Source organism: Moellerella wisconsensis, from assembly GCF_022592395.1.
In the GTDB taxonomy this organism is placed as follows: domain Bacteria; phylum Pseudomonadota; class Gammaproteobacteria; order Enterobacterales; family Enterobacteriaceae; genus Moellerella; species Moellerella wisconsensis.
Genome location: NZ_CP093242.1, coordinates 1,374,054 through 1,386,767, shown reverse-complemented (window position 1 = coordinate 1,386,767; position 12,714 = coordinate 1,374,054). Strand labels below are relative to the sequence as shown.

13 protein-coding genes are annotated in these 12,714 nt (G+C 36.7%); 8 read left to right on the top strand and 5 right to left on the bottom strand.

Annotation, left to right across the window (positions count from 1 at the left end; all coding sequences use genetic code 11):
• From MNY66_RS06185 to fliR, 8 genes are all read left to right on the top strand, one after another.
• The gene (locus MNY66_RS06185; RefSeq protein ID WP_241501707.1) at positions 1 to 1,413 is read left to right on the top strand and encodes a flagellar hook-length control protein FliK; all 1,413 of its coding nucleotides are present in this window, start codon (positions 1 to 3) and stop codon (positions 1,411 to 1,413) included.
• Between the two features lie 176 nt (positions 1,414 to 1,589).
• The gene (gene fliL / locus MNY66_RS06180) at positions 1,590 to 2,075 is read left to right on the top strand and encodes a flagellar basal body-associated protein FliL (protein WP_047256589.1); all 486 of its coding nucleotides are present in this window, start codon (positions 1,590 to 1,592) and stop codon (positions 2,073 to 2,075) included.
• 4 nt (positions 2,076 to 2,079) lie between these two features.
• Positions 2,080 to 3,102, top strand: a complete 1,023-nt coding sequence (gene fliM / locus MNY66_RS06175) for a flagellar motor switch protein FliM (protein WP_047256636.1) — start codon at positions 2,080 to 2,082, stop codon at positions 3,100 to 3,102.
• Positions 3,099 to 3,530, top strand: coding sequence for a flagellar motor switch protein FliN (gene fliN / locus MNY66_RS06170; protein ID WP_047256588.1), 432 nt, complete (start codon positions 3,099 to 3,101; stop codon positions 3,528 to 3,530). Before fliM ends, fliN begins: the two co-directional genes overlap by 4 nt.
• Before the next feature lie 255 nt (positions 3,531 to 3,785).
• Positions 3,786 to 4,004 carry a flagellar biosynthetic protein FliO gene (locus MNY66_RS06165; RefSeq protein WP_241501706.1) on the top strand — a complete coding sequence of 73 codons (219 nt, stop codon included), beginning with the start codon at positions 3,786 to 3,788 and terminating at the stop codon, positions 4,002 to 4,004.
• 100 nt (positions 4,005 to 4,104) lie between these two features.
• A complete protein-coding gene (gene fliP / locus MNY66_RS06160) occupies positions 4,105 to 4,839 on the top strand; it encodes a flagellar type III secretion system pore protein FliP (RefSeq protein WP_047256587.1) in 735 nt (244 codons plus the stop codon).
• A gap of 10 nt (positions 4,840 to 4,849) precedes the next feature.
• Complete coding sequence (gene fliQ, locus MNY66_RS06155) at positions 4,850 to 5,119, top strand: flagellar biosynthesis protein FliQ (protein WP_047256586.1); 270 nt, start codon at positions 4,850 to 4,852, stop codon at positions 5,117 to 5,119.
• Position 5,120: 1 nt separating this feature from the next.
• A complete protein-coding gene (gene fliR / locus MNY66_RS06150) occupies positions 5,121 to 5,900 on the top strand; it encodes a flagellar biosynthetic protein FliR (protein ID WP_241501705.1) in 780 nt (259 codons plus the stop codon).
• 66 nt (positions 5,901 to 5,966) lie between these two features.
• Here the strand turns inward: fliR and MNY66_RS06145 are convergent, their stop codons facing one another.
• The 5 genes from MNY66_RS06145 to MNY66_RS06125 form a co-directional block, all read right to left on the bottom strand.
• Positions 5,967 to 6,893: a flagellin N-terminal helical domain-containing protein gene (locus MNY66_RS06145; protein ID WP_241501704.1), complete on the bottom strand. Its 927-nt coding sequence runs from the start codon at positions 6,891 to 6,893 to the stop codon at positions 5,967 to 5,969.
• An 88-nt stretch (positions 6,894 to 6,981) separates the two neighbouring features.
• Positions 6,982 to 8,634, bottom strand: coding sequence for a flagellar hook-associated protein FlgK (gene flgK / locus MNY66_RS06140; protein WP_241501703.1), 1,653 nt, complete (start codon positions 8,632 to 8,634; stop codon positions 6,982 to 6,984).
• Between the two features lie 273 nt (positions 8,635 to 8,907).
• Positions 8,908 to 9,903, bottom strand: a complete 996-nt coding sequence (gene flgJ, locus MNY66_RS06135) for a flagellar assembly peptidoglycan hydrolase FlgJ (protein WP_241501702.1) — start codon at positions 9,901 to 9,903, stop codon at positions 8,908 to 8,910.
• Between the two features lie 2 nt (positions 9,904 to 9,905).
• A complete protein-coding gene (locus tag MNY66_RS06130; protein WP_277628545.1) occupies positions 9,906 to 10,967 on the bottom strand; it encodes a flagellar basal body P-ring protein FlgI in 1,062 nt (353 codons plus the stop codon).
• A gap of 380 nt (positions 10,968 to 11,347) precedes the next feature.
• Entirely contained in the window at positions 11,348 to 12,652 is a 1,305-nt protein-coding gene (locus MNY66_RS06125; RefSeq protein WP_241501700.1) for a phage tail fiber protein, read from the bottom strand.
• Between the last annotated feature and the right edge of the window lie 62 nt (positions 12,653 to 12,714).

Sequence of the window (12,714 nt, the reverse complement as noted above, 5' to 3'; positions counted from 1 at the left end):
ATGGAAATTCAATTATCACCTACTATGCCGACAGCAAAATATTCTTCAGCCTCCATAGACGCTAAAAATATAGACACTGAAAACAGAGATACTGAAAATAACGCCCCTAATTTTAGTCAGTATTTGTCCTCAGCTCAGCCTGCAAAGACCAATAAATTATCTAAACAATCTGTAGCAGACGATGAAATATCAGATCTCGCTAATACAAATACGTTTGCATTAGCTGAGACTAAGGCAGAGATTAACCATCAACCGATTAATCCGTTGTCTGCGCCGGATATTGCTGCATTTAATCTGACTCTCAATCAGCAGGATTTCAAATTATCAACACAAGAAAATACCAATGAGCCTAATGATCTTGACGCTAAAATACTTGATTCAAACACATTCAGCTCTCTAAATAATCGGACAATCAATAATCCAAAAACCACGATAGCCTATGGTAATCATGAGATTAAAGGGCTAGCGAGTGATAAAAATAATCTCGATAGCGTACCGTTAGTCGAGGAGCAGAGCCTTAATAATGCCTTCAGTATAGACAAAATATTTAACCGAACGGATGGATTGAATACGCCCCCATCCGTTGCCACTAATAACTTAGCCAGCCAGACTAAGCGAGAAAATATCACCAAAAAAAGCACAATGTTATCGGCTCGTAATGCACAACAAACAGAATTGATCGCCGCTAAAGCCCTGCAATTTGCAACCATTCAATACGCACTAACCCGCAATAAACACGTCGGTGATAGCCAGAAATTAAATGCCGAAGCTTGGGCCGAAAGCTTACCGGCCACAGCTAATAACGGAGGAAAATTATCTGTGGCGGACAGTTTTTCAACTCTGGCCTATGGGGGAAATTACGCATCATCTTCCACCGCTTTAGCCAGCGCACCTTTAACTGCACATTATCAAACTGAAGAGTGGCAAACACAATTTCAACAACAGATTTTACGCTTTAATAAAAGCCAACTGAATCACGCTGAACTTATATTACACCCGGCAGATTTAGGGAGTATCCAGGTTAAAATAAAAATAGAGGCTAATCAGGCAAAATTTGAATTTATTGCTATGCACGATTCGGTAGGTGCAGTAATCAAACAGGCGCTACCTGAATTAAAACATGCCCTCTCCCAACAAGGGATTGAATTAACTCAATCTGATATTATTTTAGATAATCAATCGATGAATAATAAACCTTCTCTAAATTCAGAAAATCCGTCGTTAGCTCAATATACTGCGAATACCCATGAGCCATCAGAAAATCCGTCTTCAGAAAATCCATCAAATAAACAAAAACAAAAGGTTAGCTTGAATAATTCGAATATCTCAACAGCCTTATTAACCAATATAATTAGCGATAAATTAAACAATAATAATTTAACGTCTAAAAACAATATCAGTATATTTATTTAGTGCCGATATCGTAAAGGACAATAAACACTCAATGACGATAAATAACCGTATTTTTCAGTCTTTATTTCCGGTTCATTAGCTAAGAATTTAAGGATAATTAATCCGGTTGTTATTTCATTATATTTGTATTAACTGACCTGAAGGATTCAGGTTATCTAAAAAAAAGGATTTTACCCATGAGCAATACACAAAATACAACAAAGTCACCATTACTGATTATACTTTTCACTATATTCGCCATGACTGGCGTGATGGGAGGTGCAGGATGGTGGATATTACACGCCGAGAAAGAGAATAATAGCCAATCCGTTCAAATTGAAAATGAATTGGAAGTGATGCCGCCGGCTCCTATTTTTCTGCCACTTTCTCCCTTCACGATTAATTTAATTAGTGATGATAATAAAAATCGAGTGATTTATATAGAAATAACGTTACGACTGGCGGATGAAACGACACGCCAACATTTAGAGCAATATATGCCTGAAGTACGTAGCCGATTATTATTATTAATCTCTCGCCAAAATATTTCCGAATTAGCATCAGATGAAGGAAAGCTATCTTTGATGTCTGATATTAAGGAAGTTCTAAGACCTGGTTTGGTAGTCGGTGGATCCGAGCATACGATCACCGATGTGTTATTCACTACGTTTATTCTGCGATGATAATATGAGCGAAAAGATAGTTTCAGAGGCAGATAAAGATAATCTGTCTCTGGATGAAATAAAGGCCCCCGTAATGGGGGTTGAAAATATGGGGATTGATAACCATCCTCAGGAGGTACAAAACCTCATACGCCCTTATGATCCGAGCACCCAAAGACGCGCAATACGCGAACGTCTACAATCGCTAGAGATCATTAACGAGCGCTTTGCCAGACAATTTCGTATTGGGTTATTTAATATTATTCATCGAAATTCAGATATTACCGTCGGCGCGATAAAAATAGAATCGTATAACGATTTCTCTGAAAATTTATCTCCGATGACTAATTTAAATTTAGTGCATTTAAATCCGCTCAGAGGAACTGCACTATTTACATTTGAAAAAACCTTAGTTTATGTTGCAGTTGATAGCTTATTTGGCGGAGATGGACGTTTTCCTGTTAGTCGAGGAGAGCGTGAATTAACCCCAACAGAGCAACGTATTATTAATAAAATGATGCGGCTTGCATTGGATGCCTACCGGGATGCATGGAGTTCTATCGCTAAAATTTCACCTGAATATATTCGCTCAGAAAGTCAGGTTAAGTTTACCAATATCACCTCATCACCAAATGATATTGTTATTACTACTCCGTTTTTAATTGAAATAGGCAATATGGTTGGGGAGTTCTGTATTTGTCTGCCTTTCACCATGATCGAGCCACTGAGGGAGCAATTAATTAATCCTCCCGTAGAAAATAATAAACAAGAAGAGAATTCTTGGTTTGGCGGATTAGTTAATCAGGTTAAATATTCTGAATTAGAATTAGTAGCTAATTTTATCGATCACCCAATGCGCCTGTCTAATATCTTGCAGCTAAATAAAAACGATGTCATTCCAATTGAGAAACCAAACAGCATTTTTGTCCACGTTGATGGAGTACCGGTACTTAATGGCAAATATGGCACGCTAAATGGGCAATATGCTCTACAGATTGAGCATTTAATTAATCCTGTTTTACATCATTTGGAAGAAGAAAGATCATGAGCGACGAAATTAAACACATAAAAGATAGTGAAGTAAATTTAGCAGATTCAACCGCTGAAGAAATGTGGGCGACAACCATAGCACAACAATCAAAACCGCCTAAGCCGGATGATAATGGCCCGGCTATTTTTGATAAGCTTGATATTAAAAATATTGATGGTTCATTTTCAGATATGAAAATGATCATGGATATTCCGGTCAAAATGACCGTTGAGCTCGGCAGAACCAAAATGACTATTAAAAAATTACTCAGCTTAACCCAAGGCTCAGTAATCTCTCTTGACGGTATGGCGGGTGAACCGCTAGATATTTTAATCAATGGCTATTTAATTGCTCAGGGTGAAGTCGTGGTGGTTGAAGATAATTACGGTATTCGAATTACTGATATTATTACCCCCTCAGAGCGGATGCGTCGTTTAAGTAAATAATAATTGTTAGCCGAATAAAGTAGAAATAATAAATAAATTATTTGGGATATTATATATTTCAAAAATTTAAGCTGCTATTTTTTCTCTTTAAGCCAGCAATAAGGCGGCATTCTGCCGCCTATTTTTATTAAAATCCATTTTATAGATACCCATAATGGCTTAATTATGTTTAATGATAGTTTAATAAAAACTAGTGCTTGTCTTATATTTCTAATTACTCTCGCGATAGTCATTCTATGGGCGATGAAACGTTTTATGCCCGAAAAATTTAGTACATCCAAGAACCAGAATATACTAAAAGTTATTAGTCAGCATAATTTAGGCGGAAAAGAGCGCTTAAGCTTAATTGAATTTAATCATCAATATTTATTAATCGGGATAACTCCCCAAAAAATCACTTTATTAGCGACCCATTCAACAATCGAGACTATCAATAAAGAGGATATATTAATCAATACAGATCAAATAAGTTAATAATTTCTTTATTCCTATTCTATTTTTAATTTTAAGCATCCGGCTAACCTAGTTTATACCGCTATTTAAACTATGATCAGTCTATAATGAGTAAAAAGCAATGCGCTATATATTCGCCAGTGTAACACTATTTTTAATCATATCCTCGCCAGCCCAGGCTCATTTACCAACGTTTTATAGCCATGAACTCGCTGATGGTGGTCAATCATGGTCACTACCGGTACAAACATTATTAATGATCACCGCTTTAGGTTTTATTCCCGCGGTGATATTAATGATGACCAGTTTTACCCGAATTATTATTGTGCTTGGATTGCTGCGCAATGCATTAGGTACGCCAACCGCACCACCTAACCAAATTTTATTAGGGCTAGCGCTATTTTTGACTTTTTATATTATGTCACCGGTACTAGATGATATTTATCAACATGCTTATCAGCCTTTTAATCAAGAAAAAATTAGCTTAGAAGAGGCGTTAGATGAAGCTATTAAGCCATTACATCAATTTATGTTAAAGCAAACTCGACAAACAGATTTAGCATTATTTTCTAATTTAGCTAAATCTCCGGAGTTTAATTCAGAAAGTGATATTCCATTACGTATTTTAATTCCATCATTTATTACCAGTGAATTAAAGTCTGCATTTCAAATTGGTTTTATTCTATTTATTCCATTTTTAATTATCGATTTAGTCGTCGCTAGCGTATTAATGGCATTAGGAATGATGATGGTACCCCCTGCAACCGTCTCATTACCATTTAAATTAATGCTATTTGTTATGGTCGATGGCTGGCAACTGGTCATTGGATCCATCAGTCAAAGCTTCTTTAGTTAGGAAATCTACCATGACACCAGAGTTTATTGTTGGGTTAGGCATTGGCGCAATGAAAGTAGCGCTAATCTTAGGTGGCCCATTATTATTAGCAGCATTATTAAGCGGATTAATAATCAGTATATTACAAGCAGCAACACAGATAAATGAGATGACACTGTCGTTTATTCCTAAAATAATCTGTGTTTTTGGTATTGCCATCTTGCTTGGACCTTGGATGCTAGATTATGTTTTAGATTATATCCAACAGTTATACAGCCAAATTCCTAATGTTATAAATTAAAATGATAACTTTAAATACGACTGAACTACTTGCGATATTAAATCAATATTTCTATATTGTGGTAAGATTATTAGCTTTTATGACTATTGCCCCACTATTTAGTGAAAAGGCATTCCCCAAAAAAATAAAGTTATTATTAGCGTTATCAATCTCTATATTAGTATTCCCTAATATTGCGACTAATAAAACTGCAATTCTATCACTTGAAGGTGTGATGATCATCATTTTACAAATGATCATCGGTTTATTAATTGGTTTTGCCTTACAATTTATGATTGTAACCGTAAAATATATTGGTGAGCTTATTGGTATGCAAATGGGGCTTTCTTTTGCTATGTTTGTTGACCCCTCTGGCGGACCTAATATGCCAGTAATCTCACGCTTTTTAAACCTGATATTTATTTTACTACTATTCTCATTTAATACACATTTATGGTTTTTATATTTATTGGTAGATAGCTTTAATGTTATTCCGATCTCTTCAATCCCATTGAACAAACAAGGTATCTGGTTAGTTATTCAATCTGCCGGCTATATTTTCCTGTATGGATTATTGTTCTCGCTGCCATTTATTTTTACCCTTTTAATGATCAATATTGCTTTAGGTATCTTAAATCGTATGACGCCACAGCTTTCCGTTTTTGTCATCGGCTTTCCTATCACAATGCTTAGCGGAATTATTATTATCTTCTTTTCTCTGCCGTTATTCCCAGCTTTTAGCGAACGGATCATCTCATCAAATATGGATTTTATTTTCAAATCTATCGAATATTTAAACTAAAAAAGCCCTGTCTTAGACAGGGCAACGTATCAATTAAAGCACTCTTATTGCTGTATCTCAACCGGCTTATTTAACGTAATTTAAGATATTAACATCTTTCATTAATGAGTAATTTGAATAGGCATATAATAAAGCCGTTTTTATATTCATTAATTCTTGAAAACCTTTAAGAGGATCTAAGAATTGCACCTCGGTTATCCTCTCATTAGTAATATCTGTTATTTGCTTATCCCGTTGATTAAGCGCATCAACTTCTTCTAGTTGTAATCCTATCTTAGCCATCGACAAACTAATATTTTTATTAAATTTATCTAATTCATTTTTAGATTCGTCCAATGCAGTACGCTGTGCATCTCGCGTTGCTTGGCTGGCATTATCCGTCGGAACTTTTAACGCATTAATAGCTTTATCTAATAAGGTGAAAACATCGTCATTACCCACTGAAGTTAATATATCTTTACCTGTAACATTCACTACCGTACTGTGATACTGATCAATTTGCTGTGATTTAGCTTCTCCCCCCTGATATTCTAACTTTCCAGCGACTAATTGATAAGGAACAACATTAGATTTATCGCCAGAAAAAATATATTCGCCACTATTATCCTGTCGGTTAACTTGCGATAACATTTGATTTTTAAAATTAGTTAATTGCTGAGCATAAGTATTTCGCTGCTCGTCACTGGTACCCACTTGATTCATTCCAGAAATAATAGTTTCATTAATATTTTTGATATTTGATGAGATGCTATCCATAGTATTTGATTGAAATTGCATCGCCTCTTTAGCTGAATCACGAATCAACGTGTATTGGCTACGTAAACTTTGAGCTTGTTTTAAACGCATAAGCTCACGATGCCCGGCCGGATTATCTGCAGGAGATAAAAAATTTTTTCGAGCATTAAATTTTTCAGATTGGCTTTGTTGAGCTAAATTATATTGGTTAATTCCTGAGGTTTTCGTTTGGGTCATTAATAATGTACTGAGGCGCATGCTTTTCCCTTACTTATTTTATATTTTCAATATTTATTTTTAGTTATTAAGCAATTTAAACTTAATATCATTTATTATCTTAAATTTATTATTTTAAATTGTTAATTAAAATATCGAATAATTGGTTAGCCGTTGCTAATACTTTGGCATTGGCTTGGTAATATTGTAATATCGTATTTAGTTCAAGATATTCTTCATCCAAATTAACCCCAGAGATTGATTCTTGCTTTGCAAATAATGATTTAGTAATAGCTGATTTATTGGTGTAATCGCTACTGGCTTTATTAGCTTTATCACCTACCGATGTCGATAATGAAATTAAAGATTCTGCAAAGCTTTTTTTACCATTAATACGATGTTCCTGTTGTAAATTAAATATTTCATTTAAATTTTGTGCATTATCTGCCCCATTATTCCGATTAGCTTTTGCCGCAATTTTATCCGGAGAAATAATATTTAATTTAAGATCAGGAATAGCATTTTGAACTGTAATTAATTGATAACTATCACCTTCTTGGCTAAGTGTTCGTGTTGGTGGCGTAACAACTAATCCATCAAATTCAAAATTACCAGAAGCTAATATATGAGGATGAATCTGAGTATTATCAGATAAACGGTTAATTTCCCAATCACTACCTTTACGCGTTATTGTATATTCAGAAGCTTGAACATCACCAATTTTGCTGGTATCAAACGTTACCGTAAAATGGTCTTCCCGCGAATTTTTGCTATTAGCAATAATCTCTGGCTGCCCATAAGTAAACATATCAATACCGGCGGCATTATTTAGATCAAAACCTTTTTTATGTACTTGGTTCATACTTTCAGCAAAAATTAAAGCCGTTTGATTTAATTGATTATTGGCTGAGTCAATAACTTGATTTCTATATTTTAATTCACCCACTATTTTACCTGATCCTAATGCCGCCAAAGTTAATTCTTTGACAACACCTAAATCATTTTTCACCCCAACAATAACTTTGCTACTGTCTGAATTAGAATTAAAAGCAACTAAATCAATATTTTTATCTTGATAAACTAAATCCATTCCATTAGATAAAGATAAATTAATAAAACCATCGACCTCTTCACTTTTCACTTCAACTAATCGACTTAAATCATGTATGAAAATTTCTCGTTGATTCAGCATATCGAAAGGTTCGATACTATTAGCACTTTTAACATTAAATATATCGTGATTTAATTTAGCAATTTGGCTTGCGAGTGTAGAAACTTGATCGGCATAATCCGTTACACGTTCGTTTGAATTTCGCTCTTCTTCGGTTAACTGATTATCCATAAATTTAAATCGATTAACTAAATCTTCTCCATCATTTAATACTTGCAAACGTGAAGTTTGATCGCCTGCATTACCGCTTAATGTAGCAATACTTTTAAAAAATTGATTAAGCTGTGAGTTAATATCACTATCTGATTCGGCAAATAATTTACTTATCTGCTGGGATTGTTGAAAAAACACCTCAGACATGCCCAAGTTAGATAATGATTTATTGTATTGTTTATCAATAAGACTGTCATATTCCCGTTGGATTTTACTAATATGTGCCCCAGTCCCAAGATAACCATCTGCCGTTTTTAACCCATTATTAGCGCTCATAATTGCCGTTTGTCGTTTATATCCTTCCACTTTAGATGAGGATATATTATTGCCAATGGTCGACATTGCGGTATTTGCCGAGTTAATACCACTCATTGCAATATTCAATAAATTATTTGACATGACTGTTCCTAGAAAGATAATTTTATCTTTATTATTTTTAAGAAAAATAAAGATGGAATAGATTTAAGGGCCTAATGTTATATCGGCAAAATATTATTATTCTTAAAGAATGAATGGCGTTTTAATAATTAAATTTCAGTGATTTTATTATTTCGATTTGAATATATTGATATGAATAGACAGATATAATATGGCTATTTAAATACGCTGATTTAAATAGCCGAAATATATTTCATTAATTATTGATTGAATTTTGAGCACTAAAGATAATTATTAAAATAACTCACTCAAATCATATTGTACTGTAGCTTCCTGCTCCAAAGAACGAGTTAATTGCTGAATAATTTGAGTTAACTTTTGGCTATAATGAGGATCAGTTGCATAACCGGCTTTTTGAATTGCCACTGCAGCTTGCTCGGCATTCGGAGCGTTGATAACACCTTGATAACGCTTAGAACGACTAACTAATTGTGCATAATCAGAGAGTGCATCAAGATAGGAGCTATACACTCTGAAATCTTGTTTACATTTTACTTTTTGACCATCAATATACTCAGTTGTGGTTATTCGCGTAGTTTTTCCCGACCAATTTTTGCCACTTTTAATTCCAAAAATGTTATAGCTCGGCTGACCGTTGGGATTAAGGATTTCTTTTTTCCCCCAGCCGGATTCTAATGCCGCTTGGGCTAAAATCAGCATATAAGGAATTCCTGTGTTTTGCCCTACGATACGCGCTGGGACCAATAATTTAGTGAGAAATTCACGGCTACCGGGGGATAAAATCTGTCGTGCTTTAGCCAATAAGGTATTTTGCGACCATGCATCTGACCAATTTTGCTCAGCATGGAAAAAAGCAGACATATGACCGGATGGCGATTGGCTCAGCGGTTGTTGCACGCTATGGGAAATATTCGACGGTGATAACGGTGTTTTTTCTGGTTTAATGGCTAATTGTTGGCTGAGCTGCTGTACAATTTTATCCGCAAAACCGAGACCATGACGAGAGAGATCTTGAGCGATTTGTTGATCATATAATGAGGTGTACAATTTAGATTGTTCACTGCTCATCGCGTCATTTTGTGGCAAGGCAGCACGCATGCTTTTCAGCATCATATTAACAAACACACTTTCTAATTGTTGTGCCACTTGACGCAACCCCTGCTGGGGTTGCTGACTCACGTGATTTTTAAGTTGGTTCAGCGATTGAACATCAAACGCTGCTCCACCAATATCTGGCATGCTCATCCCCGTGTGAAGTGGACTACGCATGATTAAATAATCTCCAATTTAGCATTTAAGCAACCGGCACTTTCCATCGCTTGCAGAATAGACATTAAATCCGCCGGTGTTGCACCTAAAGTATTCAATGCAGAAACTACTTTGTTGAGATCGGCGCTGGTATTAACTTTTTGCAAGCGATTATTGGGTTCACTAATATTAATATCGGTATTACGACTAACTACTGTACTCCCACCTGCTAGAGGTGCAGTTGGCTGACTAACCTCAATTTGACTGTCGACAGTGACCGATAAATTACCTTGCGCAATGGCACAGCTTTCTAAGGTAACATGTTGATTCATGACCACAGCCCCGGTACGAGCATTCAGAATAACTTTGGCATCTTGAATAGCCGTTGGCACTTTAATATCTTGAATTTGTGCAATAAATCTCACTCTATCGCTATCACGTAATGGCAATTGTAATTTAATCGTGCGGGCATCTAAGGCGGTAGCAATGCCATGGCCTTTGAGGCGATTAATACTATCAGTAATATTTTGTGCCTGAGTGAAGTTATCTTCATTGAGTTGCAAATTAAGAAACTCTTTATCTGTGACCGACATCGCAACTTCACGTTCAATCACTGCGCCATTAGAAATACGTCCACCTGCAAGCTGATTGATTTTTACGCTATTTTTCCCTGATTCCGCACCGATACCGCCAACAATAATATTACCTTGTGCCATCGCATAAACTTGATTATCAGCGCCTTTAAGTGGGGTCATTAATAAGGTTCCGCCACGTAAGCTCTTCGCATTTCCTAAAGAAGAAACCACAATATCAACGGTTTGCCCAGTACGTCCAAATGGAGGTAATTTGGCTGTAATCATGACTGCCGCGACATTTTTAAGCTGCATATTAGTTCCCGTCGGGACAGTAATACCCAATTGAGACAACATATTGCTCATACTTTGGGTGGTAAAAGGGGTCTGCATGGTTTGGTCGCCCGTGCCATCTAGCCCCACAACTAGCCCATAACCAATTAAGGCGTTATCGCGGATACCCTGTAATGAGGTTAAATCACGAATACGCTCAGCGTGTAAATTCAGTGGCACAAAAAATAATACGCTACACAACAACAGTCGCAAATATGAAACTACAGTATATAGCAGTAAAGCTGATAAGAATTTGAATTAAAAGACTTTTAATAATAAGAAATGTGACGATTACTTTTTTATGTGCTGCTTTTAACTTATTGATTTCTCTAATTCCATCAGATAGTTTTGGGGAATGAAATTTTTCTCCAATTAGCCAGTAGCACATCATCATGGGGTGTCGGGGGTCGTAGGTTCAAATCCTATCATGCCGACCAAAATTCCCTAAGAAAACCAACCTATTACGGTTGGTTTTTTTATGTGGTAAATTTGGGGTGGGTAAAAGTCGGGTAAAAGTCGGGTAAAAGTCCGACATAGTTACACAGGTTTTTTACCTCTAATTACAGCAACACACTATTATCATCAAGGCCATATTGTTTGCGTTCTGCAGCTTCCTGTTTTGCCCTTTCCGCTTCTTCAGTAATACGATTAGCTTCTTCTTCCGCCACTCGTTCCGCCTCTTCTTTCGCATACGCCTTAGCTTCTGCTTGCTTCTGATTATAGATAGAGTTACTCGGCATATTTACCCGCACATCAATCCAGTGACCTGCTGGGATATCTACCGGCGCACCGTTTTCTAGTTCAACACGTTCATCACCGACTAATTTAGTGAACTCAGGGTAGGTTTTTAAACGCGCACGTTGAACATTCTGCGGTAAATCAAAGTGCTTGCGATAGGAAGTATAGATAACGATATCACCGTGTTCTTCTTGCGGTACCGGCTCGCCGTTGAACGGATGTTGTTCGCCGGCGACTAACACATCATAGTCAACATAAATAAGCGGTAATTGATTGATGCCCGACGGTATCGTGATACCGCCATTAATCCCGCCCCAGCTTGCGTCCGAGTTGAGCCCAAGAACGTGCTTCAGTTGATAAATACCCGTGTGTAAACATTTAAGCTCGACGCCTTCGGATTCATCGTTAAGCTCTATGTAGTCAGCAAACACTTTAACGATCGGCGATGCGGCCTTTAAGTTGCCGTTTGAGTCTTTTGTGGTGTTCCTATTTGTATACAATTTGTATTCGTAGACATTCCCGGGATTACCACCAGTGACAGTGACAGATGTTCCATTATGCGCCGCAGAAATTGCGGTAAACGTATCGCCAGCACGAAAATATGCAATAGTTGCATTCGTTTCCGACATTGGCGTTAATGTCGAGTTTCTAATTACCCTTGTTACAGTACTTTTACTTCTCATAAAACTAGAAAGCTCAATTTCATTCATTGCTATAAAGCTGCCAACACCTCCCCAGCCAAAATCACCCAAGTGCATTAATTCTTTATCATTATGACATAATGAACCATCAGACTTTAAAGCAAGCGATTTCCCCGTTTTTGTGTTCGCTAAAGATACGTCATCTCCTGCGCCGCCCGCACCAACCCAACCACGTGAAACGCCATTTTTTCTGGCGAAGCTTAAATATACAGCACCCAAATCGATTGTATTTTGCAAAGTTAACGCATTGGAATTTCCCCCAATAACCCCGCCCGCCTTATCAAACTTCCCATCCAACTGCTTATCCATTTCTTTCGCTGTCCGCAGTTGCTGCTTGGTGCCGTCGGGTAACGTGACGGTAATTGTGCCGGTTTCCGTAGCCCAGCGATTTAATATGTCGCTGAACTGCACGTTAGCATTGTTCATTGCCACAATCTTGTTTGTAGCATCTGATACAGAGTGCACCATCGTAGTTAAGATGTTATATG